Source organism: Candidatus Enterococcus myersii (genome assembly GCF_017316025.1).
Lineage (GTDB): Bacteria > Bacillota > Bacilli > Lactobacillales > Enterococcaceae > Enterococcus_C > Enterococcus_C montenegrensis.
The window spans coordinates 102912-126464 of sequence record NZ_JAFLVT010000018.1 but is presented as its reverse complement, the minus strand read 5'-3'; the positions used below and the strand labels follow the sequence as shown (position 1 = coordinate 126464).

Below are 23553 nucleotides of genomic sequence, written 5' to 3'. Positions count from 1 at the left end.
TATAATAAAGGGCGTTAAATTGACTTTTAAGAAAAAAAGAATGGCTTTTGTTGCTAAAATTTTAGCTTTGTTTATAAAAAATCGTGCTGTTGTTTAAGGAGGACATATGATTGGAATTAGTGCCTGTTTAGATGGCGTTTTTTGCCGTTATGATGGCAATACGCAAACAATCCCACAGCTGCAAGCTTTGGTGGCAAAGAAACAAGCAATTATGATTTGTCCTGAGGTTTTAGGTGGATTAAACACCCCAAGAGATCCGGCTGAAATTATCGGCGGCGATGGATTTGATGTCTGGAGGTGCGATGCGGTGGTTGTTTCTTGTCAAGGCGTCGATGTGACCGCCGCATATAAAGCAGGTGCGATACGCGCTTATGAAAAATTAAAAGCTCTGGATGTTACCCAGGTAGTCTTAAAAGAGGGCAGTCCTTCTTGTGGCAGTCATCAAATTTATGACGGTGCCTTTAGTGGCAATAAAGTAGCTGGTGTCGGGGTTGCAACTGCCTATTTTGTAAAGCAAGGCATAGAAGTTTATTCAGAAAACAATTATCATCAACTGATCACAATAGCTACCAATTAACTAATTTTTCATGACAGGAGGAATCTCATGGAAATCGAAAAGACAAATCGTATGAATGCATTATTTGAATTTTATTCTACGCTTTTGACCGAAAAGCAGATGAATTATATGGAGTTGTATTACGCCGATGATTTTTCACTAGGGGAGATTGCAGAAGAATTTCAGGTGAGTCGTCAGGCAGTTTATGATAATATAAAGCGGACGGAAAAAATTTTGGAAGATTATGAGCGCAAGCTTCATTTATTTTCGGACTATATTGTTCGCGGCGAAGTTTTAGATCGGGCAGAAAACTACATTAAGGCCCATTATCCTAAAGATGCAGAGCTGCCGAAATTTTTGCAGGAACTGCAAGAAATCGATGAATAGTTTTTAGTTGAAAGGAACGAATAAAATGGCATTTGAAAATCTAACAGAACGCCTGCAACAAGCCATGAGCAAGTTGCGTAAAAAAGGAAAGATTACTGAGGCTGATGTCACAGAAATGATGCGGGAGATCCGCTTGGCATTACTAGAAGCCGACGTTAATTTAAAAGTTGTCAAAGAATTTGTTAAAAATGTACGTCAAAGAGCAGTCGGATCAGAAGTTTTAGATAGTCTATCACCAGCGCAACAAATTGTTAAAATCGTTGATGAAGAACTAACCAAGACTTTGGGAAGTGAGACTGCAACCTTAAATAAATCACCAAAAATTCCGACGGTTATCATGATGGTGGGGTTACAAGGGGCTGGTAAAACAACATTTGCTGGTAAACTTGCCAACCAACTGATTAAAACGGAAAAAGCCCGACCACTAATGATTGCCGGTGACGTTTATCGTCCAGCGGCGATTGATCAATTGAAAGTTTTAGGCCAACAATTAAATGTTCCGGTATTTGATATGGGAACTGATGTCAGTCCAGTGGAAATTGTGCGCCAAGGGATGGAATTAGCACGGGAAAAGAAAAATGATTATGTTTTAATCGATACAGCGGGTCGCTTGCACATTGACGAAAAGCTGATGGATGAATTAAAACAGATCAAAGAAATTGCCCAGCCCAATGAAATTCTTTTAGTCGTAGATGCTATGACGGGGCAAGATGCGGTTACAGTTGCAGATAGCTTTAACCAACAACTAGGTATCACGGGGGTCGTGATTACCAAATTAGATGGGGATACCCGTGGTGGTGCTGCCCTTTCCATTCGTCAAGTGACTGGTGCACCAATTAAATTTACCGGTACTGGTGAAAAATTAACGGACTTAGAAGTTTTCCATCCCGACCGGATGGCGAGTCGTATTTTAGGCATGGGGGATATGCTGACCTTAATTGAAAAGGCGCAACAAGATTACGACGAGAAAAAAGCGGAAGAATTAGCGAAAAAGATGAAGGAAAATACCTTTGACTTTAACGATTTCATTGAACAAATGGATCAAGTCATGGGGATGGGACCTTTAGAAGATTTATTAAAAATGATTCCAGGAATGAGTCAAATGCCAGGAATTGAAAATGTTAAAGTCGATCCTAAACAAATCGCCCGCCAAAAAGCAATGGTGATGTCGATGACACCAGCCGAACGAGAAGATCCGGACTTGTTAAATCCAAGTCGCCGTCGCCGCATTGCTGCAGGTTCTGGTAATTCAGTGGTTGAAGTGAATCGCATGATTAAGCAATTTAAAGAAGCCCGTAAAATGATGCAACAAATGACAAAAGGTCAAATGCCGGCGGGAATGGATCAGATGTTTGGTTCTGGCATTAAAGGTAAAATGGGCAAAATGGCTATGAACCGTATGATGAAAAAACAAAAGAAAAAGAAAAAACGTAAATAAACTAATGGGCTAAAAGTCTTAGTTTATGATGATGATACCCGAATACTATAGCCTTTTTTACTGCTTGTTTATTTCAAACAACACGTCTGTAAGAAAGGATATAAGCTGTTCGGGTTTTTGTATCTTTTTTTAAAAGGAGAAAATAAAAATGCAAATTGAAACCAAACGTCTTATCTTGCGTCCGTGGGAAAAAGGGGAAGAACACTTTTTAGCAGAATTTTTACAAGATGAGCGGGTGATGTATGCCTATGAGGGCGCTTTTTCTGATGAAGAAGTGAGCAATTGGTTAAATTGGAATTTAAAGCTGTATCAGGAAAAAGGCTATAGTCTCTTGGCTATGATTCGCAAAAGTGATGGTAAAATTATCGGCGAATGCGGCTTAACTGATCAACTCGTGAGTGGCAAAACCTATTTGGAAATTGGCTATCATTTGATTTATGACGCTTGGGGTGTGGGCTATGGGATAGAAGCAGCTAAAGCAGTAAAAGAATATGCGTTTAGAAATTTGGGAGCATCAGCCGTTGTTTCCATTGTCCGGGATACGAATTTAGCTTCAATGAATGTTGCTATTCGCAATGGCATGGTGGTAAAAGAGAGTTTCATTAAAAATTATCGTAATGTGGTGATGCCGCATTATTTGTTTATGGCGACAAAATAAAAAAGTGCAGGATTTGCTATTAAAGCATAAAATCCTGCACTTTTGCTCGTATAAGAAAGTATAAGTTTTTCACAGGTAAAAACACTCACATAGCAGTTATGACCACATCCAGCCTTTCTAACGCATGTGCTGTAAAGAAAAGGCGATTTAAAGGAGTTCGGAAAGCTTTTTTTAATATCTGGCTTCACAAACGAGCTTATGAGAAAGTTCGTGAAGTTGTTTAGCTTAATTTTCCTCTTGTAACGATAATAATTGTTTAATCGTTAATAAGACACCATTCTCGTCGTTACTTTTACAGATGTATTTGGCAGCTGCTTTAGTTTCTTCAAAGGCATTACGCATTGCAAAACTAAATTCACCAGCTTGCATAAGCTCTAAGTCGTTGTGACCATCGCCAAAGACCATTGTTTCTTGTGAGCTGATCTGTAAAATTTGCTGCAATTCTTCAACTGTGTGTCGTTTGTGTACGCCAAAATTGGTAATGTCAATCCAAGCTGCTTCAGAAGCCACGATGTAAGCTTGTTTTTCAAATTCAGCTAACTGGGGTGCCACTTCATAACTTCTTAATTTTCCATCGTAAACGGTAATTTTGACAAAGTCATCGTTAATTTCTTGGTAGTCTGCTATTTTTTCAACTACTTCGTAAGATCCCTGTACCATTTTTTCACTTTCAGCTGGAGTGTCTTCACTAATAATGGCAGCTGTTTGCGTACAGGCAATAATCGTGAAGTCCTGATGGATACTTTGTAGTTTGGCAATAATTTTTTTGCCAATGGTATTAGGTAGTAAGGATTCATACATGTACTTGTCTTTGTGTTTAATTCGCGTGGCGCTATCGCCTAAGATCCATAAATCTTCACTACCAACATTTTTGAATAAAGCTTCTACCCGTTCGCATTGCTTACCTGTACATGGGGCGAAGATAACATTTTGGCGGTGCATGATTTGGCGCACTTCTTGATACAAATTTTCGTCAAATTTACTTTGACTGTTTAAAAAAGTACCATCCAAATCACTAATAATCAGTTTAATCATGATTTTTCTCCTCAAATTGTAATCGGTTACTGTTATTAGTATAGCAAATAAAAGGGTAAAAAAATAAAACGTCGGGGAAGATTCCACGACGTTTTACAAATGTTCGCATAAATTATTTATTTTTTGTAAATTTTTGTTCTAAAAGTTAGTTTAGTTCTACTCCGTGTTTTTTACTACGATAATGGTGCCAAGCAGCTTTAAGGGTAGAAAAGAAGACTAGTACATAGAGCATAATACCGAGTAAAACAAGCGTTACAAGCGTAGAAATAACTGTGCTAAACAATGAAATACGTTCAGGAGTATCTAGTAACATCAAGTAACTTTGCCATGGATTCGTAAATGTGTTCAAACTAATAAAGCCGGTGAAGCCCCACATTAAAAACCAAACGGGCCAACGAGAATCACGATGAAGTAAGTAATCCCCGTCGTTTTCTAGGGACAAAACAGTAAATTTGCGATAACTCCACCAGATAAATAAGAAGGCTGCAATTAGAAAAATCGGAATCATCCACCAATAGCCACCGGTTTTACCGATGCGATAAATAAATAAATTTTCCAAATTAAAGGGGAAGCTCCCGTATTCTTTGAAGGTAAAAAGATTTAAAAAGTTTGTAACAGAACCAGGAGTAAAACTAGCAAAAAATACAAAGACAAGCCAAGTCAAAGGACCGAATACTAGATTTCCTACCATTGAACCGATAAATATACTTACGGCAAACAACAAAGTAGCTAAACTAAAACTACTAAAAACAGCATGGAGTAATTGACTCCAACTGGCATTTAAATAGGGTGCTGGAATACCGATTTTTATATATGTCACATAAAAGAGTTGTCCCAGTAAGAAAATCGCTAAAATAGGTAAGGCAACATACAGCAATTTCGCCCTAAAAAGCTGTTTACGTTTTTGTGGTAGTGCAAATAAAAAACGATTAAATGCGGTCTTCTCATCAATAAAGAAAAGTAAAAATCCAGCTAAAGCAACCAGAACAATATTTAAAATAGTAAAATCGCCACCAAAGCGAGTGTAATAAGTTGTTTTGGCATCATATTTTTGTGCCTGTTTAGCAGAAATATTGTGTTCTGAGTAGGCGGTACCATAGACATATAACTGATCTTGTACGTAATCTTTACTTGAGGTATAAGGTACATCTTTTTCATTTTCTTGATTCCAATAAGTGAAAGATTCCGGATGCTCCTTAAATTCTTTTTCAAATTGAGAAGAGTGATAGTAGTTATTTTGTGATTGCCAATTGGTAACAGCGCTATGGGCATTTAAAAAGTAAAGTCCAAAAGTTATGACAGCAAAGGCGATTAAAGCTTTACCGTAGCGTTTTAAATAGATTTTCTTTAACATAATAAACTCCTTTCTTAAACCAATAGTTTTTCTTTTTGCAAATTGGCTTCAAAAAGATCTTCTAGTGTTAGCGGTAGTTCTTCAAAAACTAATGGTTCATAGCTTTTAATGGTTGCGGCTAATTCAGCTGTGTAATTTTCAAAGATTGCGACGATTACACGTCCTTGGATTGTGACAAGCTTTGAGTTTTCTTTAACGATTGGTGGTATCTGTTTTGTGCGGAAAACAAGCTGAATTTTGCGGGCATTGGCACGCATATTTTCTAATGTATAGTCTTTTGCAATCGTTTGACCTTTAATCAGTAGTGCCCGATCGATAATCCCTTCTAATTCTTGCAGATTATGAGAGGCGATTAATGCGCTACGGCCGTCTTCTGCTAGATGAGTTAATAGTAAGCCGATTACTTTTTTGCGGACAATGATATCTAGGCCATCAAAGGGTTCATCTAATAAAAGATATTTGGCACTAGATGAAATTGCTAAAATCATTTGATAGAGTCCTTGCATGCCTTTAGACATTTTGCGATAGTGTAGTCGTTGATTTAGGCCATGTTCTTTCATTAATTGCAAGTAAAGGTCTTGATTAAACTTAGGATAGGCGGTGCGATAAAAATCATTAATCCCTTGCAGTGGATAATATTTTAAAAAGTTATCCAACTCATCAATATAAAAAATTTCAGTTTTTAATTTTGTATCCTGGGTAATATTTTGACCATTGATCGTGATGCTTCCTTCATCTGGCAAATAATTACCAGCGATGGTACGAAACAAAGTCGTCTTGCCAGAGCCGTTGCGGCCAATCAACCCAACAATCTCATTTTCATGTAAGGTAAAATCAATATCAGTTAAAACAGTTTTTGTGCCGATTATTTTTTTTAGCTGGGTTAATTTCATTGTGTGCCTCCTCCTTTTAACTGTGGTTCTTCTAACCAACTAATCAGTTCATGTTTGGTCACTTGCAACTGCATGGCCTCAATAATTAATGCTTGAAAATTTTGCTTTAGCTGCTGGATACGAAATTCATCACGGGGGATATTTTCGGTATTTTTAATGAAAGTACCCTTACCTTTAACGGTTACAATTACATTTTCCACTTCTAAAACTTTATAAGCTTTACTGATGGTATTTGGATTCATCAATAATTCTTTAGCCAGTTCACGCACAGACGGTAAGCGATCGCCAGGCTGCAAAATACCAGTGACGACTTGCTGTTTTATCCCTAAAACTAACTGCTCGTAATAGGGTTTGCTACTGTTTTTATCAATTGTAAGCATAAGTGTGGGCAACTCCTTTCTTACTGTTAAATAATTAAATGAATGGTAAAGTAATGACCTTCATTGTGTGTACTAGTATATGTAGTACACCTAGAAAAAGCAAGTGTTTTTTGTTTTATCTGTTAAAATAAAGAAAAATGAGACGAGGAGAATAAACATGAAGCGATGTGACTGGGCCGAAACTGGTAATCAGGCAATGAAAGAATATCACGATGTCATCTGGGGCGTACCAGAATATGATGATCAGCAATTATTTCGCAAATTGGTTTTGGATAGTAATCAAGCGGGGTTAAGTTGGCAAACGATTCTAAATAAAAGTGTTGCTTTTGATGAGGCCTATGAAAATTTTGAAATTGAAAAAGTGGCTGCTTTTGATGATGAGAAAATTGCAAGCTTAATGGGTAACGCTGGCATCATTCGAAATCGGCTTAAAATTACAGCGGCGATTAACAATGCAAATTGCATTTTACAAATTCAAAAAGAGTGGGGAAGTTTTTCAGCATATTTGTGGCACTTTGTCGCAGGTAAACCGCTGGTACATTATTTTAAAACGAGTGAAGAAATACCAACAAAAACACCACTTTCCGATGAAATTACCAAAGACTTAAAAAAACGAGGCTTTAAATTTGTTGGCAGTACAATTATCTATGCTTTCTTACAAGCTGTGGGGATTGTAAACGATCATCTTACAGTTTGTTTTCGTCACGAAGAAGTACAAGAAAAGCTGTGATTTTTACTGTAGCTAAAAGAATAAAACTGAAGTGTTCAAAATGAAATAATAGCTCGTAAAGTACGATAGATAGATATCAAAAAGACCTGTGACCACTAATAGTCACAGGTCCTTAAATATAGTTTGGCAATCTTTTTTTACTATCTAACTAATACCAAAAAATTATTATTCAGCCGTTAATTTATTGAAGAAGGCGATGTATTTATCTACGATTAGTTGGAAGAATTTAGCCGTATCTTCAATAATCGAGCCGTCTTCTTTAACAAGATTATGAATGCCACCAATATAAGCTTCTGGTTGTTGCAAGGTTGGCATGTCTAAAAAGACAAGCGATTGACGGATATGATGGTTAGCACCAAAACCGCCAATGCCACCAGGAGAAGCGGTAACCACAAGAGCTGGTTTGCCACCCCAGACACTAGAACCCATCGGACGTGAACCAACATCTAAGGCGTTTTTTAAAGCGGCAGGGACAGAACGATTGTATTCAGGTGAAAAGAAGAAGACGCCATCTACTGTAGCCACTTCACTTCGTAGCCGTTTCCAGCTTGCGGGCATATCATTTTCATTTTCCAAATCTTCGTTGTAAAAAGGCAAGTCTGAAATTTCAATGAACTTTGCTTCAAAACCAGCGGGCAATAATTTTGCAAATTCTTTGGCAACGGCTAAGTTGTAAGAATCTTTCCGTAGGCTACCGACGATAAAACCAATTGTTTTCATAAATCATATTCCTCCTATAGTTTTATACCTGTGATAAATGCTTTCGTTACAACAATCATAACAAGAAAAGTATGAAAAAAACAAAAGATAAGTCTTGTTAAAAAACGAACGCTATTTTTAATTGGAGCTAGTGGAAATTCTTTAAATGAATGTTTAAAAAAATTTTATTTTAGCTGTAAAGAAAAAACTCTTTACACCAAGTGAAAAACCTGTTAAACTACCTCTTGTGATTAAATTATATGGAGGTGGAATTGTAATGGCAGTAAAAATCCGTTTAAAACGTATGGGTTCTAAAAAGAAACCTTTTTACCGTATCGTAGTAGCAGACTCTCGTTCTCCTCGTGATGGACGTTTCATCGAAACTGTAGGTACTTACAATCCTTTGATTGACCCTGCAGAAGTAACAATCAAAGAAGATTTAGTACTTGATTGGTTGCAAAAAGGTGCACAACCTTCTGATACTGTTCGTAACATCCTTTCAAAACAAGGCGTTATGAAAAAACACCACGAAGCAAAATATACGAAATAAGGTGACCAATGATGACTGATTTAACTGATTTAGTCTTGACGATTGTTCGTCCGTTAGTTACTCAGCCTGATCTTGTTAAACTTAATGTTGAAGAGTCAGCTGACTTTTATGAGTATAATTTAAGCGTGGCACCAGAAGATATCGGTCGTATTATCGGCAAACAAGGGCGAGTAGCCAAAGCTATTCGTACAATTGTTTACGGTGTACGTACTGAAGGTACCAAAAAAGTCCGTTTAAACATTCTAGATGGCAAGTAGATAAAGATTAAGGCAGTTCCTTTTTGGGACTGTCTTTTTTTCATACTCAAGACGGAGGACAAGAAATCTTTTCTGATAGATAATAAAAGAAAAGTCAGGAGGAAAAAAAAATGACACAATGGCTTGTAATTGTAGCAATTATCATTATTTTGTTTATTATTTTTAAATTAGGCTCCTTTTTATGGCGTCTTTTAGGGCTAGCTATGGCAATTTTTTTGGTATGGATTTTCAAAGACGATATTGCCAACTGGTTTAATCAAACAGTAACACACATTAATGCCGATGGAATTGATTCTGTCTTAAATAGTAGTGTAGACTTTGTTAAAGAAACGTTTCATAATGTTAGTAACTGGGTTTCAGATAAGATTGGGTAGCCTTTAAGTCGTATTGATTGTCAATTGTCTTCAAATTGAGTACGCTTAATTTTAATCAATAATCTTTTTTTTATTGATTGGAATCGCTCAAAAATTTATGTCTTAAATTTGGAGGATTAAAATGAAAAAGATAATTTTATTGGGGGCCTTACTTTTAACCCTTGCAGCTTGTGCAAGTAAAACACCAGCTGCCAATAGTGAAGAAGATAAAAGTACAGCACAAACAAACGCAACCACTACGACAACAGATAAAAATTCTGAAACAAAAACAAAGTCAAGTGAAAGTACTAAAAACACGACGAAATCAAGTTCAAGTGAGAAAAAGGCTGACGCCTTAGCCAAATTAAAAAAAGAAAATCCGAAGACCTTATTGCCAACTAATATTCCGCGGGATGAAAATCGTGCTTTGAATATTGCGATGGATAAGCAAAAAGACAGTTTGGCGGTTTTGTATTATATTATGGATGCACCACTGGTTTTAAACGATCAATCTTTAAACCAGCAAACACCCTTTGCCCGTTATAAAATGGAGCAGTTTGCCAGTAAAGATGCCGCTAAAAAGGCGGTCAACTACCAATTTGATGAGGGGGGCCAAAAAGTGGACTTGGGTCATGATATTACCGCCTATAGTCAAGGTGCGGCAGGCTCAACTTATTTAAATTGGAAAGAAGGCAACTGGTCGATTGTGCTGCGGGCAAGTAATGTTAATGGGCAAGATGGTACAGCCTTAGCCAAAGAAGTGGTAAATTATTTAGAAAAAGCCATGTTACCTGCACCAAAAAGTGTTGGACAAATTACCATTGATATGGCACAAAATGGTTATGAAAGTAATCAGGTCGTCTGGCAAGTAGACAAAACGGTTTATACTGTCACCCATGAAGATACAATTCCTGCCTTGGAGATGGCAGTTTCTATGAATAAATAAAAAAAATACGGCGAACTTTATGCTCTACAAACGAAATCAATACTGCTAAAGTTAAATTTTTGGCGGCAATTTCTTCGTTCGTGGAGCTTTTATTGACTCTAAATATGAAAAAGCTAATGTTGGTAGAAAAGAAAGTGCTTCTGAGTAAAATTAAAAATGTTATAATAAAAATACATTTGGGAAGTTATGTGGAAATGGTAATTAAAAAAAGTGGTGAGACAAAATGAAAGTTTATCGTGAATTAAATCTTTTAGAAGATGAAAAAGTTATCAAAAAGTTAAACATAGCTGCCTTGGTAATTATGGCGATTTGTTATGGTGTGCTATTGTTGCCGCCATTTAATCAGCATAATTTTCAAAGTATCTCATTTTTACTAGAAATTGGCGCAATTATTATTAGTTTTTTGGTGATTGTCATTATTCACGAAGGCATCCATGGTATTTTTTTCAAAATCTTTAATTTGAAAGGCCAAGTAAAATTTGGTTTTAAAAATGGTATGGCCTATGCTACAAGTCCTGGTTCACTGTATCCTAAATGGCAATTTTTCATGATTAGTATTGCCCCATTTGTATTGCTTACAACTGGCTTGTTACTGATTATGAATACTTGGCCTTATGCATGGCTACGTCTTTTAGTGGCAGCCCATAGCGGGGCATGTGCGGGTGATTTTTATTGGTGTTATCTCCTTTTAAAGACCCCTAAAAATTTATTGGTAGAAGATACAGAGGTTGGCTTGACCTTTCACGAAGTAGGCTAGAAAACAAGCAGTAACCGTGATAAAATAAATCAGAAATTCTACTTGAGAGAAAGAGGCTATTAAATGGAATATTTAAATGTAGGAAAAATTGTCAATACCCATGGGATCCGTGGCGAAGTTCGTGTTATCTCATTAACAGATTTTCCCGAAGAACGGTATCAAAAAGGGGCAACCTTGCTTTTATTCAAAGAAGGTATGCCTCCTTTAAGCTTGACTGTAGCAAGTCATCGCCGCCATAAAAACTTTGATCTATTAACTTTTGAAGGTTACCCTAATATTAATGATGTCCAAAATTTTCGCGATGGTATTTTAAAAGTGAACAAAGAGGATTTAGCTAATTTGGAAGAAGATGAATATTATTATCATCAAATTATTGGATTGACAGTTTTGGATGAAAATAAGCAAGAAATTGGCAAAATCAAAGAAATTTTATCACCGGGAGCAAATGATGTCTGGGTCGTACAACGTAAAGGTAAAAAAGATGCCCTAATTCCTTATATCGCGTCAGTTGTGACAGGAATTGACTTGGACAATGGTGTGGTCAATGTTGAACTGCCAGAAGGGTTGATTGACGATGAGAATTGATGTCTTAACGCTATTTCCCCGGATGTTTGAAGGACCAATGGGTGAATCTATTATTGGCAAAGCGCAGGACAAAGCGTTATTGGAGATCAATGTTTCTAATTTTCGCGATTATGCCAATAATAAACATAAAACAGTAGATGATTATCCTTATGGCGGCGGCGCGGGGATGCTTTTAAAAGTACAGCCGATTTACGACAACTTAAAAGCAATCGAAGCAAAAACACCAACTGTCAAAAAAAGAGTGATCTTGCTAGATCCTGCGGGTAAAAAATTTGATCAAAGCGTAGCAGAAGAGTTTTCCAAAGAAGACCATTTAATTTTTATTTGTGGCCATTATGAGGGGTATGATGAACGAATTAGGAGTTTAGTGACAGATGAAATCTCTTTGGGGGATTATGTTCTAACTGGAGGCGAGCTAGGGGCGATGGTCATGATTGATGCCACAGTTCGCTTATTACCTGATGTTTTAGGAAATGAAACCTCGGCTCAAACGGATTCTCATTCCACAGGTTTATTAGAGCATCCGCAATACACCCGGCCAGCCGAATTTGAGGGAATGAAAGTACCAGAAGTTTTGATGAACGGCAATCACAAGTTGATTGCATCTTGGCAATTAAAAGAATCATTGCGGCGTACTTATTTGCGTCGTCCCGATATGCTAGCCCAATTTCCTTTAACAAAAGAAATGGAAAAGCTATTAGCTGAAATTAAACAAGAAGAAGCGTAAAGGTATTAAAAGTCAACCTTGATTAAGTGTATGCTCGTTAATTACTGTTGGTTGTATAGAGCAACCACAGTGAATGACGAGTTTTTTTAATTTTTTTATCGGTGTGTTTTTCATAATTGATATGCTCAATAAAATTTGGTGTTAAGTTTAAATTTCATAAAAAACTTTTCTCTTGGTACAATTAAAAGAGATACCTTGATGAGAGGAGTCCTTTTTATGGCGAAAAGTAGTGTGCTAAGCAATGAGGAACTTTATGAAAAGATTTCTGCTAGTATCAATATCAAAAAAGAAAATTTTGTCATCTTGATTTGTGCCATTTTTATTGCTTCAATTGGCTTAAATATGAATTCACAACCGATTTTAATTGGTGCAATGCTCATTTCGCCGTTAATGGCACCAGTTCAAGGCTTAGGGCTAGGTTTAGGAGTTTTTGATAGTCGACTGACAATTCAAGCATTGCGCCTATTGGTTTTAGAGGCGCTATTTGCTATTGTAACAGCAATGCTTTATTTTTGGTTTTCTCCTTTAACTTATGCTAGCAGTGAAATTTTGGCTCGAACGGAACCAACGATTTGGGATGCACTAATTGCCATTTTAGGTGGAACCGCAGGGATGATTGGTGCTAGACAAAAAGAAGCCAATAATATCGTACCCGGTGTCGCGATAGCTACAGCTTTAATGCCACCACTGTGTGTGATGGGGTATGGTATTTATACCCAAGCGTGGTCAATCTTTTTGGGAGCCGGTTATTTATTTTTAGTTAATGTTGCCTTTATTATGATTACAACATTTATTGTTGTACGGGTGTTGCATTTGAATTTTCGGATGCAGGTGGATACTACAAAACAAAGACGCCGCCATTATATGATGATAGGGGCTGCAGTTCTCATTGCCATTCCAAGTTTTATCTCAGCAGGAACGCTAATTCAAACTGAAATGTCGCAACAAAGGGCTAAACGTTTTGTCGCTGAAGCGATGGCAGATTACTATATTTTAAATCAAAATATTGACGGCAAGCGACATCAGTTAACCTTAGATTTATTGGGAACTAAGCCTGCGGGAGCCGAATTAGAAGATTTGGCTAAAAAACTTAGTGATTATCATTTAGAGGATTATCAGTTGGTGATCAATCAAGTGGCAAATAACGAAACGGTTAACATGCAAGACATTGACCGTTATATTGATCAAAAATTACAAAATCAAAATGCAGCCAAAGTCGTTACGAATCAGGCTGAAAGTGCGTCATTAACTGAAACACTAAGTGAAATTAAACGCCAACTTTTTCTTGACTATGCAACTCAGGTAATAAAGGTTAAAACAGATAGGTTAACTACCAATAAAATAGAGACAGGGCAAATAATCGTTACTATCGCTTCAGACGTGACAAAAGAGCAACAAGAACAAATACAAGCTACTTTAGATAAATTAATTGCAAATAGCGACTATGCCATTAAAAGCGTCATAAAAAAAGGAAAATGACAAGAAAATCTTCTTTACATCCTGATTTGATCTATGGTAGTATACTTTAGTGAGTGTTTCACTCAACTATTACGATAATCCGCTGGGGTGTGTCATCCTATGATTGTTTGGAAATAAGGAGAATGATAAAAATGAATCCATTGATTCAAGAACTAACTCAAGAACAACTACGTACTGACATTCCTGCTTTTCGTCCTGGGGACACTGTTCGTGTTCACGCGAAAGTTGTCGAAGGTACAAGAGAACGTATCCAGTTATTTGAAGGTGTTGTAATCAAACGCCGCGGTGCTGGTATCAGCGAAACTTACACTGTTCGTAAAGTATCAAACGGTGTTGGCGTTGAACGTACTTTCCCATTGCACACACCACGTGTTGCTAAAATCGAAGTAGTTCGCTACGGTAAAGTTCGTCGTGCAAAATTGTACTACTTGCGTGCTTTACACGGGAAAGCTGCTCGTATCAAAGAAATCAGAAGATAAACACGGAAAACTTCCTTGGAAATCTGAAATCTGTGAAAAGTCCTTGTATATCAAGGGCTTTTTCTTTTTTCTCTATCACAGTTTTTAGCCATTTTTGGCTGTTTTGAACCATTTTTCACTCATATTCCCCCGAATTGTCCTAGATTGTCCGACATTGACTATCAGTGTCGTCAAAATAGGGCAAAATTTAGTAGTCAGCTTGACGACAAATATAATACGAAAAATACCAAAACATTTACCGAATTTAGCAACTTTTGAACCCGAGTTTCTTAAAGGGTCAGCTATTAGCAAAAAAGGCAAAACATGTGCTTTTCTACTAAAAAGTTGATGTGATAGGCTTCTATCTAAATAAATTTTAGGAGTTTTTATCGTGAAGCAAAATGATGGACGTATCATTTGGAAAAATCAAAGTGATTTAAAACTGATTTTAACAATTAATGAATTCATCGAAAAACACGGAATTAAATCTAGCCGTCAATACCAGAAAAAGCTAGCAGAAAATCCAAATTCTGCACCAAGCATGTGGTTCATTAACAAAAAATATGGATCATGGGAGAATTTATTGATTAGTATAGGAAAAGAAAATACTGATTATGGAAAATGGTCTAGAATGTCAGAACAAGAATTATTGGAAATAGTAGAATCTTTTATTAAGTGTGAGAAGATAAGTTCTCAGCGAATGTACGAAAAAAAATCAGTAGAGAAGGACATTCCTTCACTTAGCACTGTTAAAAAGCGGTTAGGAGATATACGGCCTCTTTTTAAAGTGAAAAATGAGAAACCTAGTTTTACTGATTTTGAACTGCTGTTAGAACTAAAAAATGAAATAATCCGCTTGGACTTACAAGATGATTTATCAATGACAAAGTTTCGAAAATTAGTTCAATCCCCAAAACTACCGTCAGTTGATACAATCATGAAAAGAACAAACAAAAATTGGGAGGAATTAATGACAGAGATAGGATTTGATTATCGAAGAATCAAAATCTATAAGCAGAGAAACAACCTATCCAAGACAAAGAAAACTAAATAGTAGCACTCTAAATCAGACGTTCAAAATTGAAATTTGGACGTCTTTTTTTATTACCCAAAAACGAAAGGAGATTTATTTTATGAAAAAGCCAAGATTTAAGAATTGGCGGTTGCTTGCAACACTGGGCCTATTATGTCAAACAATCGGTGGATCACTTGGGCCAACGATTGCTTTTGCGGAGGAAGTTACGCATCCACAAACAGTGACGGTTGAATTGGATTTGGCTCACCAGTATGCTGTCGAAGGGACGTTTAGTGATGGGCGTCCTATGTCAGAAGTCACCGTTCCGCACTATGCAGTTTACAATGGTGTGAAACAAGATATTTTCTGTATTGAACCAGGAGTGCCAATTTACAATGAATTCACTCCAGGTTATGAGAAAAATCCATTACCGGATATGTCAGAAAAAGCAAAACTAGTTTCGGTTTTATGGAAAGAAGCGGGTACGGATGTGGATACTCATATTGTTGCTCAAAAGATGATCTGGCAAGAAGTCAATGGCTATACACTTCACTCTATCAAACGTTCCGATGGTAGTGCAGTAAATATTGCGGCTATTGAGGCAAAAATTAATCAAGCAATTGCCGACTATCAGAAGAAACCAAGCTTTCATAATTCCACAGTGAAAACCGTGTTAGGTCAATCAACGACTGTAACCGATACGAATGGCTTGAATTTATCGGAGTTTGATGAGGTTATCGAAAATACCGCAAACATTGATTATCGGGTGAATGGCAATCAATTAGTGATTACCCCGAATGCCAATTCAAAAGAAAGCGGTGTGTTAACCTTAAAGAAATCCGCTAATACAGGAACACCGGTAGCTTATAAAATGGCTGGCCAACAAACTTTGATGGCGGGGGCGATTGATAAGCCCAATACCTACACTATCAAAATTGACGTGGAAACTGAGGGCTCTTTGAAGATCAAAAAAATCGATAAAGAATCTGGTGACGTGGTACCTGGGACAGTTTTTCATTTAGATTTCGGCAAGGTACTTCCTGAAAAAGACGTGACTACGGATAAAGAAGGAATTGCGATATTGGATAGGATTCCTCATGGCACGAAAGTAACCATTACTGAAAAATCGGTGCCGGCGCCTTATACGATTGATACCACACCACTGACTGCCACCATTAAAGCGGGCGAAATAATTTCCGTGACTTCAAAAAATACGCGAGAAAAAGGTCAGATTATTCTGGATAAAACTGGAGTTGAAACAGGTAGTGATTTTTGGAACGATAATTACTCACTAGCTGGCAATGCTTTTGCTATACGGAAAGATAGCCCAACTGGTGAAATTGTCCAAGAAATCACAACTGACGAAAAAGGTCATGCGGAGACACCAAAAGATATTGCTAATGCTTTGGAGCTAGGAACATACTATGTGACAGAAACCAAAGCTAGTAATGGGTTCGTAAATACTTTTAAACCAGTAAAAGTTGAATTGAAGTATGCCAATCAGACCGTGGCTCTTGTTACCAGTAATGTGAAAGGGCAAAACCAAGAAATTACTGGTGAAACCACTTTGACGAAAGAAGACAAGGATACTGGGGATAAAACTCAAGGGAAAGCTGAGTTTACAGGAGCTGAATATACTCTCTTTACTGCAAAAGATGGTCAAGCTGTTAAATGGAGCGAGACTTTTAAACCAGAATTAGTGAAGGGCACGAAAGCTTCTGATGAAACTGTGACTTTGACTTTAGATGAAAAGAATCAAATTGCTGCTAAACACTTAGCAATTAATGAGTATTACTGGCAAGAAACAAAAGCGCCAGAATGCTACGCCTTAGATGGAAACAAGTACCCTGTTTCCATCAAAAAAGTGGATGATAACGAAAAAAATGCCGTGATTACCCGAGATGTTACGGCAAAGGAACAAGTAATCCGCTTCGGCTTTGATTTCTTCAAGTTTGCCGGATCTGCTGCCGGGACTACCGAAACGGGCTTTAATGATTTAACCTTTAAGGTAACACCGTTAGAAGGAACCGAGGAAATTACCGGTGCTAAGGATGAAGCGACCACAGCTTACAATGAACAGCTAGGCTTTGATGGTTATGGCAAATTTGAAAATCTGCCTTATGGGGATTATTTACTAGAAGAAGTAGAAGCACCAGAAGGATTCCAAAAGATTACACCGCTAGAAATCCATTCTACTTTCAAAGAAAATAAAGAAGACTATGCTAAGATCGAATATGTCTTTACCATTACCGAAAAAGGACAAAAGCAGCCGATTAAAACAGTGAAAGTACCTTATGAGAAGCTAACCAATACGAATTTCTCTGTTAGTCTGAACCGTTTAATGCTTTATGATTTGCCTGAGGAAGAAGACAGCTTAACTTCTCTAGCGACTTGGAAAGACGGAAACAAAGAATTGACAACTCTGGATTCTACAGAGCTAGTTGATAAATTGAGTTACAACTTGCATGAAATCAAAGACGATTGGTATGTGGTGGCTCAAGCAATCGATGTGGAAGCCACAAAAGCTGACCAAGAAAAAGATGAACAAGCGAAACCAGTCGTAATTGCCGAAGCAACCGCAACTTTGGCGAACAAAGAGAAAACAGGAACTTGGGAAATTCTGCATAAATTAACCGCCGAACAAGTTTTGGATAAAACCATTGTCTTATTCAACTATGTGTATGAAAACAAGGAAGCTTTTGAAGCGGGCGATGAGCCAGTCGCAAAAGATGCTAGTTTGAATAATCAAGCACAAACTGTCAATTGTACAGTGGAACGTCATGTTTCCATCCAAACAAAAGCGCACTTAGAAGACGGATCTCAGACCTTTACTCATGGTGATGTGGTAGATATGTTTGACGATGTGTCCATTACCCATGATGTTCTGGATGGCTCAAAAGAAGCCTTTGAAACCATTTTGTATGCTTTATTACCAGATGGTACAAACAAAGAAATTTGGAAATCTGGCAAGATTGATTATGAAGTGAATGACAAAGAATTCACCAAAACCGTGCTTGCAGAAAAAGTCGATACCAGCAAATATCCAGAAGGAACTAAGTTTACCTTTGCGGAAATCAATTACGACAAAGATGGCAATATCAATGGCAAACACAATGAAGATCTGAAAGAAAAATCCCAAACCTTAACACCAAAAGAAGTTCCGACAACCCCTAGTACACCAGACCAACCGGAAACACCAACTGTTCCAAGTGACTCTCAAGAATCTAGTCCCACAGTAAAGACATTCCCTCAAACTGGGGAGAAAAATTCCAACGTTCTCCTATTCATTGGGTTTACCTTAATCTTTGCGACTGCTGGGTATTATTTCTGGAATCGCCGAAACTAAGGTGATGAGATGAAACAAGTAAATAGTAAAAACCAATGTGTGCGATCGCCTCCTAAAAAAGTGGTCGCGCTATTTTTGTATCCAAACTAAAAATGAAAAGAGGAAAAAAATATGGAATTAAAATTTGTCGTACCAAATATGGTCGAAACCTTTGGAAAGATAAGTTATGCCGGTGAAGGCGAAATTCTAACAGAAGGATATGGGCGGTATACTACGGTGATTGGTCGTAGTTATCATTTATATTCCAGTAAGCAACGCGCCGATGATATTGAAGTGGTGGTCGCAGCGGAAGCCGGGGAAAAGGATTTTGATCAAGATCAACCATTGAAGGCTGTCAATCCCCACTTAGTTGCCAAGGGTTATGAAATCGAGAACCGTGGTTTTACCGATTACGTGTTGCATGTCGATGATTTAGTGAAAGCATAGGAGGAAAAGAATATGAGATTAACAGAAGGTATTGTTGTAGATTCCGGATTAACGTTTGGGAAATTGCGGTTTTCCGCATTGCGCCGGGAAGTTCGCAAACAAAATGAGGATGGAACGATTAGTAATGAGATCAAAGAACGGACTTATAATTTGAAATCCTCGGCTCAAGGTCGAATGATTCAAGTCAGTATTCCAGCAAATGTTCCATTACGTGAGTTTGCCTATGATGCAGAAGTCGATTTGGTGAATCCAATTGTGGATACTGTCGCCAATTATGTTTTCCGAGAAGGGACCACCGTCAACTGGTTCATTAAAGCGGATGATTTGGTACTGAAACGCCCGCAAAATCAAGGAACTTCTACCAATCAAAACGAAGGGAAGAAATAGGTGAAGAGGATGAAAATTGATGTTGAGCATATGATGGATTGTCTGGAACAATATGGCAAAGGAGAGCTAACCGAAGAACAAATGAACAAAGCTCTGACGGTGAACGAAAAAGTATTTCTGATTATGCATCAAGATTTTCTTGAACCAGACGAAGAAGAGTTCGATGTCTTGGATTGGTTAGATGAAGAAGGCTCTTTCTTCATGGTTGTGGAAGTAGATGAACGCTTGTGTCGGGAAGCCGAATCCGTATTAGAAGAGATTGGTGTGGAAATGCCGGATGCCATTGAAAGTTTTTTAAAGCAATTAGTTGAAACTAAGCAACTCCCCATAGCAGTAAATGACTAGCATAACTTGTTGAAATTAGCCCAATGAAATTTCTGTTGGGCTTTTTTCGATTGGAGGTGGAAAACATCAAATTGTACAAAGGACATCGGATACGAGCAAGCGATCAACACTTAATTTATCACTTTGTTCTTGGATGGTTAATCGCTTTGTTCATTGGCTGGATGAGCATCTTTTATTTTCAAGAGCTTAGGCAGCTAGATATTTCTAAGCTATCACTTTCCACTATTGAAATCACTTGGGCTATGAAAGATTTAGTCCGTCTGCTTGGAAGTCTGGCGCTTTCGGGAAGTCTAATGTTATTTTATATTCATTTTTTTCATGATCACTGGCGAAGTCTGTGGCATCGACAAAAGCTAGCCCGGATGATTCTGGAAAATCATTGGTACGAAGTGAAACAAACCCAGAGTGAAGGCTTTTTCAAAGATTTGGATAGGAGCCGAACGAAGGAGACCATCAGTTACTTCCCCAAAATCTATTACCGTATGGAGAACGGCTTGATTTCCATTCGTATCCAAATATCATTAGGAAAGTATCAGGATCAGCTTTTAAAGTTAGAAAAGAAGTTGGAGAGTGGGCTGTATTGTGAGCTAGTGGAAAAGGAACTCAAGGATTCTTATGTGGAATATACTTTGCTTTACGATATGATTGCCAATCGAATTGGAATTGAGGAGGTGGTGGCAGAAAATGGAGCTTTGCGATTGATGAAAAATCAAGTGTGGGCGTATGATTCCTTACCTCATATGTTAATCGCAGGTGGCACTGGTGGTGGGAAGACCTATTTCTTACTCACCATTATCGAGGCTTTGCTGAAATCTGATGCAGAACTATTTGTTCTTGACCCAAAAAATGCGGACTTAGCCGATTTAAGCACGGTAATGACTCACGTATACTCCCAAAAAGATGAAATTTCTACTTGTGTGGAGGATTTCTATGAACGCATGATGGCTCGTAGTGTGGCGATGAAAGAAATGCCAAACTACAAAACAGGAGAGAATTATGCGTATTTGGGACTTCCGCCCAACTTTTTAATCTTTGATGAATACGTGGCTTATATGGAGATGTTAACAACGAAGGAAAGTGCGGTGATTTTGAATAAGCTCAAGCAAATCGTGATGTTAGGTCGTCAATCTGGTTTCTTTCTGATTTTAGCTTGTCAAAGACCGGATGCGAAATATTTAGGAGATGGGATTCGGGATCAATTTAACTTCCGTGTGGCCTTGGGAAGGATGAGTGAACTCGGGTATTCCATGATGTTTGGTGAGGTTGAAAAAAACTTCTTTATGAAACGCATCAAAGGACGAGGTTATGTGGATACAGGCGGGAGTGTGATTAGTGAGTTTTATACTCCTTTAGTTCCAAAGAGTTATAACTTTTTAGATGCCATTCAGGACATAATACAAGTAAATCTTAAATCTAAAGAATAACGCTAAAATACAAACCGACATTTAATCTGTTTTATTTTCTTAATCTATTTTTAGAGATAAGGTAAATATCATGAATTTCTAGAAAACAAGATATAAATTTATGTCAAACAGGAGAACAGTATTGAAAGTAAAAAACTCAAAGCAATTGACAATACGTGATTAAATGGATACTATTCAACTTATTAATTGAACTATTTTAGTAGAAGAGATTGAAAATCTTAAAGGAGAAAAATTGAGATGAATCACACTAATAAAGAGTTATTTGAACAATATTCTTTGATGGGGAAAGCTTTAGCTAATTCAAATCGTTTGGAAATCATGAGCCTTCTTATGCAATCTCCAAAAACAGTTGAGAATATTGCAAAAGATACTGATTTATCTGTTGCGAATGTCTCCAAACATTTACAGACCCTTTTGAAAGCTCACTTAGTTAAAAATCAAAAATATAAAAATTATATTTATTATCAAGTTTTTGATGTGAACATTGAGAATATGTTGACGCTCTTTTTTGAAACCGCCCAAGATCAGCTTGTTAAGCGAAATGTGATTAAGCAAAATTTTGAAAATCCTAAAGAAGACGATTACATTTTGACGATTGAAGATTTAGAAGAAAAGATTCAGGCAAAAGAGGTTGTACTGATTGATGTAAGACCTTCAGAGGAATACTTAACTGCCCATATTCCTGGTGCTATTTCGATGCCTGTGCAAGAGTTGGAAAGTATGATTAATCACTTACCGAAAGATAAAGAAATCGTTGCTTACTGCCGTGGGCCGCATTGCTTGATGGCAAAAGAGGCAATTGCGATTTTAGAAAAACATGGTCGACAGGCTGTTCGACTTAGCGAAAGTGTAAATGATTGGAATTTACATCATATCTCTCATTGATAGAAAGAAATTGAAACTGCCTATTAATTAGGCGGTTTTTTTCTTGATACAAATATTTTGCCAGAGAAATATATTTATGTTAGTATTCAACTCGTTAGTTGAATAGGTTTTGAATTAGAAATTGTGGAGGAATGTAAATGGAATTAGATGTAATCGTGGTAACGTAGGAACAAAAAATCATGATTAAATTAGAATCTAAAGTGATAAATTTTTAAAGGAGGTTACCTATGATCTATGATGTAGTAATAATTGGGGCAGGACCCGGAGGTATGACCGCTGCTTTATATGCAGCACGTTCAAATCTTTCAGTGTTGATGTTAGAAAAGGGGCTTCCTGGAGGACAAATGAACAATACTGCAGAGATTGAGAACTATCCAGGATTTGAATCTATTCTAGGACCAGATTTATCCATGAAGATGCTTGCTGGTACAGAAAAATTTGGTGTCGAGTTAAAGCATGATACTGTTGAGAAAATTGAGAATGGTGGCAGTATAAAAATTATTAATGGCTTAAATGAAATGTATCAAGCCAGAACGATAATCATTGCCACAGGCGCAGTTCATAAAATGCTTGGAGTAAAAGGTGAAGATTCTTATTCAGGAATGGGTGTATCGTATTGTGCGGTATGTGACGGCGCGTTCTTTAGAAATAAAGAACTATTAGTAGTTGGTGGTGGAGACTCTGCGGTGGAGGAAGCTATTTACCTAACACAATTTGCCTCTAAGGTAACAATTGTCCATCGAAGAGATACCTTAAGGGCACAAAAAATACTTCAAGAACGTGCTTTTAATAACGAAAAAATTTCTTTTGAATGGAATGCTGTAATTGAGGAAATTAAGGGAAACCAAATGAAAGTGACCTCAGTTCAATTAAAAAATCCAAAAAACGATCAGTCGAAAGAAATTACTGCTGACGGAGTATTTATTTATGTCGGTTTAGATCCTATTACCCAACCATTTACAAGCTTAGGAATTGTAAATGATAATGGATGGATCAGAACGGATGAGAGAATGCGGACTACCATTCCTGGTATTTATGCTATTGGAGATGTGAGGGAAAAAGTATTACGTCAAGTTACAACAGCTGTAGGTGATGGAAGTATTGCAGGTCAAGAGGCATATAAATATATTGAAGAAAACTCAAAAATAAATGTATAGAATAGGTGAAGAAATGAAAAAAATTAATGATCAACAATTTAAAGAAGAAACAAGTCAGGGATTAGCATTAATCGATTTTTGGGCTCCATGGTGTGGTCCATGTAAAATGCAGGCTCCTATTTTGGATGAATTAGAAGCTGAGATGGGTGATAAGGTATCAATTTTTAAATTGAATGTGGATGATAATCCAGTTACGGCTAGTGAATTCGGTGTGATGAGTATTCCAACATTAATGATAAAAAAAGACGGTCGGGTTGTTGACAAGCTTGTTGGCGTACATGACAAAGAAACTTTAGCAAAAATATTGAATGAGTTTGCTTAATTAG

28 protein-coding genes are annotated in these 23553 nt (G+C 37.2%); 23 read left to right on the top strand and 5 right to left on the bottom strand.

The genetic code is table 11. The annotated features are described in order from the left end of the window. Positions 1 to 106: 106 nt before the first annotated feature. From JZO76_RS12130 to JZO76_RS12115, 4 genes are all read left to right on the top strand, one after another. The gene (locus tag JZO76_RS12130) at positions 107 to 577 is read left to right on the top strand and encodes a DUF523 domain-containing protein (RefSeq protein ID WP_206904867.1); all 471 of its coding nucleotides are present in this window, start codon (positions 107 to 109) and stop codon (positions 575 to 577) included. A 27-nt stretch (positions 578 to 604) separates the two neighbouring features. Next, the gene (locus JZO76_RS12125) at positions 605 to 943 is read left to right on the top strand and encodes a putative DNA-binding protein (protein WP_206904863.1); all 339 of its coding nucleotides are present in this window, start codon (positions 605 to 607) and stop codon (positions 941 to 943) included. Between the two features lie 25 nt (positions 944 to 968). Then, complete coding sequence (ffh, locus tag JZO76_RS12120; protein WP_206904860.1) at positions 969 to 2381, top strand: signal recognition particle protein; 1413 nt, start codon at positions 969 to 971, stop codon at positions 2379 to 2381. Between the two features lie 148 nt (positions 2382 to 2529). Further along, on the top strand, positions 2530 to 3039 hold the full coding sequence (locus tag JZO76_RS12115) for a GNAT family N-acetyltransferase (RefSeq protein ID WP_206904857.1): 510 nt from the start codon (positions 2530 to 2532) through the stop codon (positions 3037 to 3039). A 225-nt stretch (positions 3040 to 3264) separates the two neighbouring features. Here JZO76_RS12115 and JZO76_RS12110 read toward each other — a convergent pair whose 3' ends face one another. The 4 genes from JZO76_RS12110 to JZO76_RS12095 form a co-directional block, all read right to left on the bottom strand. Further along, a complete protein-coding gene (locus JZO76_RS12110; protein ID WP_206904855.1) occupies positions 3265 to 4074 on the bottom strand; it encodes an HAD family hydrolase in 810 nt (269 codons plus the stop codon). 145 nt (positions 4075 to 4219) lie between these two features. Beyond that, the gene (locus JZO76_RS12105; protein WP_206904852.1) at positions 4220 to 5428 is read right to left on the bottom strand and encodes an ABC transporter permease; all 1209 of its coding nucleotides are present in this window, start codon (positions 5426 to 5428) and stop codon (positions 4220 to 4222) included. Positions 5429 to 5442: 14 nt separating this feature from the next. After that, positions 5443 to 6321 (bottom strand): ATP-binding cassette domain-containing protein, encoded by an 879-nt coding sequence (locus tag JZO76_RS12100; protein WP_206904849.1) that lies wholly within the window; start codon positions 6319 to 6321, stop codon positions 5443 to 5445. After that, positions 6318 to 6701: a GntR family transcriptional regulator gene (locus JZO76_RS12095; RefSeq protein ID WP_206904847.1), complete on the bottom strand. Its 384-nt coding sequence runs from the start codon at positions 6699 to 6701 to the stop codon at positions 6318 to 6320. The genes JZO76_RS12100 and JZO76_RS12095 overlap by 4 nt, the downstream gene beginning before the upstream one ends. A 157-nt stretch (positions 6702 to 6858) precedes the next feature. Between JZO76_RS12095 and JZO76_RS12090 the strand changes: the two genes are divergently transcribed. Continuing rightward, positions 6859 to 7431 (top strand): DNA-3-methyladenine glycosylase I, encoded by a 573-nt coding sequence (locus JZO76_RS12090; protein ID WP_206904843.1) that lies wholly within the window; start codon positions 6859 to 6861, stop codon positions 7429 to 7431. A gap of 165 nt (positions 7432 to 7596) precedes the next feature. Here the strand turns inward: JZO76_RS12090 and JZO76_RS12085 are convergent, their stop codons facing one another. Continuing rightward, complete coding sequence (locus tag JZO76_RS12085; RefSeq protein ID WP_206904840.1) at positions 7597 to 8151, bottom strand: NADPH-dependent FMN reductase; 555 nt, start codon at positions 8149 to 8151, stop codon at positions 7597 to 7599. Positions 8152 to 8407: 256 nt separating this feature from the next. Here JZO76_RS12085 and rpsP point away from each other — a divergent pair, with 256 nt between their 5' ends. The 18 genes from rpsP (at position 8408) to trxA (ending at position 23549) form a co-directional block, all read left to right on the top strand. Beyond that, entirely contained in the window at positions 8408 to 8680 is a 273-nt protein-coding gene (gene rpsP, locus JZO76_RS12080; protein ID WP_016171544.1) for a 30S ribosomal protein S16, read from the top strand. An 11-nt stretch (positions 8681 to 8691) separates the two neighbouring features. Beyond that, positions 8692 to 8937, top strand: coding sequence for a KH domain-containing protein (locus JZO76_RS12075; RefSeq protein ID WP_206904836.1), 246 nt, complete (start codon positions 8692 to 8694; stop codon positions 8935 to 8937). Between the two features lie 110 nt (positions 8938 to 9047). Beyond that, entirely contained in the window at positions 9048 to 9311 is a 264-nt protein-coding gene (locus JZO76_RS12070; protein WP_206904833.1) for a hypothetical protein, read from the top strand. Positions 9312 to 9432: 121 nt separating this feature from the next. Beyond that, on the top strand, positions 9433 to 10236 hold the full coding sequence (locus tag JZO76_RS12065; RefSeq protein ID WP_206904826.1) for a hypothetical protein: 804 nt from the start codon (positions 9433 to 9435) through the stop codon (positions 10234 to 10236). 223 nt (positions 10237 to 10459) lie between these two features. Further along, complete coding sequence (locus JZO76_RS12060; protein ID WP_206904823.1) at positions 10460 to 10993, top strand: DUF3267 domain-containing protein; 534 nt, start codon at positions 10460 to 10462, stop codon at positions 10991 to 10993. A gap of 63 nt (positions 10994 to 11056) precedes the next feature. Beyond that, the gene (gene rimM, locus JZO76_RS12055) at positions 11057 to 11578 is read left to right on the top strand and encodes a ribosome maturation factor RimM (protein WP_206904821.1); all 522 of its coding nucleotides are present in this window, start codon (positions 11057 to 11059) and stop codon (positions 11576 to 11578) included. After that, on the top strand, positions 11568 to 12305 hold the full coding sequence (gene trmD / locus JZO76_RS12050) for a tRNA (guanosine(37)-N1)-methyltransferase TrmD (RefSeq protein ID WP_206905329.1): 738 nt from the start codon (positions 11568 to 11570) through the stop codon (positions 12303 to 12305). Before rimM ends, trmD begins: the two co-directional genes overlap by 11 nt. Before the next feature lie 216 nt (positions 12306 to 12521). After that, positions 12522 to 13784: a TIGR00341 family protein gene (locus tag JZO76_RS12045; protein ID WP_206904820.1), complete on the top strand. Its 1263-nt coding sequence runs from the start codon at positions 12522 to 12524 to the stop codon at positions 13782 to 13784. Positions 13785 to 13915: 131 nt separating this feature from the next. Continuing rightward, positions 13916 to 14263, top strand: a complete 348-nt coding sequence (rplS, locus tag JZO76_RS12040) for a 50S ribosomal protein L19 (RefSeq protein WP_071864872.1) — start codon at positions 13916 to 13918, stop codon at positions 14261 to 14263. Between the two features lie 370 nt (positions 14264 to 14633). Further along, entirely contained in the window at positions 14634 to 15296 is a 663-nt protein-coding gene (locus tag JZO76_RS12035) for a hypothetical protein (protein ID WP_010718223.1), read from the top strand. A gap of 79 nt (positions 15297 to 15375) precedes the next feature. Next, on the top strand, positions 15376 to 18603 hold the full coding sequence (gene fss3 / locus JZO76_RS12030; protein WP_206904818.1) for a fibrinogen-binding MSCRAMM adhesin Fss3: 3228 nt from the start codon (positions 15376 to 15378) through the stop codon (positions 18601 to 18603). Between the two features lie 111 nt (positions 18604 to 18714). After that, the gene (locus JZO76_RS12025; protein ID WP_010718221.1) at positions 18715 to 19029 is read left to right on the top strand and encodes a YdcP family protein; all 315 of its coding nucleotides are present in this window, start codon (positions 18715 to 18717) and stop codon (positions 19027 to 19029) included. A gap of 12 nt (positions 19030 to 19041) precedes the next feature. Next, positions 19042 to 19416 carry a YdcP family protein gene (locus JZO76_RS12020; protein ID WP_010718220.1) on the top strand — a complete coding sequence of 125 codons (375 nt, stop codon included), beginning with the start codon at positions 19042 to 19044 and terminating at the stop codon, positions 19414 to 19416. 9 nt (positions 19417 to 19425) lie between these two features. Further along, positions 19426 to 19761, top strand: coding sequence for a type II toxin-antitoxin system RelB/DinJ family antitoxin (locus JZO76_RS12015; protein ID WP_010718219.1), 336 nt, complete (start codon positions 19426 to 19428; stop codon positions 19759 to 19761). Between the two features lie 71 nt (positions 19762 to 19832). Then, the gene (locus JZO76_RS12010) at positions 19833 to 21185 is read left to right on the top strand and encodes an FtsK/SpoIIIE domain-containing protein (protein ID WP_206905327.1); all 1353 of its coding nucleotides are present in this window, start codon (positions 19833 to 19835) and stop codon (positions 21183 to 21185) included. A gap of 237 nt (positions 21186 to 21422) precedes the next feature. After that, positions 21423 to 22070, top strand: a complete 648-nt coding sequence (locus tag JZO76_RS12005) for an ArsR/SmtB family transcription factor (protein ID WP_010718217.1) — start codon at positions 21423 to 21425, stop codon at positions 22068 to 22070. Positions 22071 to 22300: 230 nt separating this feature from the next. Then, positions 22301 to 23227: a thioredoxin-disulfide reductase gene (gene trxB / locus JZO76_RS12000; RefSeq protein ID WP_025480321.1), complete on the top strand. Its 927-nt coding sequence runs from the start codon at positions 22301 to 22303 to the stop codon at positions 23225 to 23227. 13 nt (positions 23228 to 23240) lie between these two features. After that, complete coding sequence (gene trxA / locus JZO76_RS11995) at positions 23241 to 23549, top strand: thioredoxin (protein ID WP_010718215.1); 309 nt, start codon at positions 23241 to 23243, stop codon at positions 23547 to 23549. Positions 23550 to 23553 lie beyond the last annotated feature (4 nt).

What these genes read in the sequence shown, in the direction of transcription:
- trmD (WP_206905329.1), top strand. Translation starts at nt 11,568, where the DNA reads ATGAGAATTGATGTCTTAACGCTATTTCCCCGGATGTTTGAAGGACCA.
- JZO76_RS12015 (WP_010718219.1), top strand. Translation starts at nt 19,426, where the DNA reads ATGAAAATTGATGTTGAGCATATGATGGATTGTCTGGAACAATATGGC.
- trxA (WP_010718215.1), top strand. Translation starts at nt 23,241, where the DNA reads ATGAAAAAAATTAATGATCAACAATTTAAAGAAGAAACAAGTCAGGGA.
- JZO76_RS12020 (WP_010718220.1), top strand. Translation starts at nt 19,042, where the DNA reads ATGAGATTAACAGAAGGTATTGTTGTAGATTCCGGATTAACGTTTGGG.
- JZO76_RS12115 (WP_206904857.1), top strand. Translation starts at nt 2,530, where the DNA reads ATGCAAATTGAAACCAAACGTCTTATCTTGCGTCCGTGGGAAAAAGGG.
- JZO76_RS12085 (WP_206904840.1), bottom strand. Translation starts at nt 8,151, where the DNA reads ATGAAAACAATTGGTTTTATCGTCGGTAGCCTACGGAAAGATTCTTAC.
- JZO76_RS12070 (WP_206904833.1), top strand. Translation starts at nt 9,048, where the DNA reads ATGACACAATGGCTTGTAATTGTAGCAATTATCATTATTTTGTTTATT.
- JZO76_RS12125 (WP_206904863.1), top strand. Translation starts at nt 605, where the DNA reads ATGGAAATCGAAAAGACAAATCGTATGAATGCATTATTTGAATTTTAT.
- JZO76_RS12065 (WP_206904826.1), top strand. Translation starts at nt 9,433, where the DNA reads ATGAAAAAGATAATTTTATTGGGGGCCTTACTTTTAACCCTTGCAGCT.
- ffh (WP_206904860.1), top strand. Translation starts at nt 969, where the DNA reads ATGGCATTTGAAAATCTAACAGAACGCCTGCAACAAGCCATGAGCAAG.
- JZO76_RS12045 (WP_206904820.1), top strand. Translation starts at nt 12,522, where the DNA reads ATGGCGAAAAGTAGTGTGCTAAGCAATGAGGAACTTTATGAAAAGATT.
- JZO76_RS12100 (WP_206904849.1), bottom strand. Translation starts at nt 6,321, where the DNA reads ATGAAATTAACCCAGCTAAAAAAAATAATCGGCACAAAAACTGTTTTA.
- JZO76_RS12075 (WP_206904836.1), top strand. Translation starts at nt 8,692, where the DNA reads ATGACTGATTTAACTGATTTAGTCTTGACGATTGTTCGTCCGTTAGTT.
- JZO76_RS12110 (WP_206904855.1), bottom strand. Translation starts at nt 4,074, where the DNA reads ATGATTAAACTGATTATTAGTGATTTGGATGGTACTTTTTTAAACAGT.
- fss3 (WP_206904818.1), top strand. Translation starts at nt 15,376, where the DNA reads ATGAAAAAGCCAAGATTTAAGAATTGGCGGTTGCTTGCAACACTGGGC.
- rplS (WP_071864872.1), top strand. Translation starts at nt 13,916, where the DNA reads ATGAATCCATTGATTCAAGAACTAACTCAAGAACAACTACGTACTGAC.
- JZO76_RS12060 (WP_206904823.1), top strand. Translation starts at nt 10,460, where the DNA reads ATGAAAGTTTATCGTGAATTAAATCTTTTAGAAGATGAAAAAGTTATC.
- rpsP (WP_016171544.1), top strand. Translation starts at nt 8,408, where the DNA reads ATGGCAGTAAAAATCCGTTTAAAACGTATGGGTTCTAAAAAGAAACCT.
- JZO76_RS12025 (WP_010718221.1), top strand. Translation starts at nt 18,715, where the DNA reads ATGGAATTAAAATTTGTCGTACCAAATATGGTCGAAACCTTTGGAAAG.
- JZO76_RS12130 (WP_206904867.1), top strand. Translation starts at nt 107, where the DNA reads ATGATTGGAATTAGTGCCTGTTTAGATGGCGTTTTTTGCCGTTATGAT.
- JZO76_RS12095 (WP_206904847.1), bottom strand. Translation starts at nt 6,701, where the DNA reads ATGCTTACAATTGATAAAAACAGTAGCAAACCCTATTACGAGCAGTTA.
- rimM (WP_206904821.1), top strand. Translation starts at nt 11,057, where the DNA reads ATGGAATATTTAAATGTAGGAAAAATTGTCAATACCCATGGGATCCGT.
- JZO76_RS12090 (WP_206904843.1), top strand. Translation starts at nt 6,859, where the DNA reads ATGAAGCGATGTGACTGGGCCGAAACTGGTAATCAGGCAATGAAAGAA.
- JZO76_RS12005 (WP_010718217.1), top strand. Translation starts at nt 21,423, where the DNA reads ATGAATCACACTAATAAAGAGTTATTTGAACAATATTCTTTGATGGGG.
- JZO76_RS12105 (WP_206904852.1), bottom strand. Translation starts at nt 5,428, where the DNA reads ATGTTAAAGAAAATCTATTTAAAACGCTACGGTAAAGCTTTAATCGCC.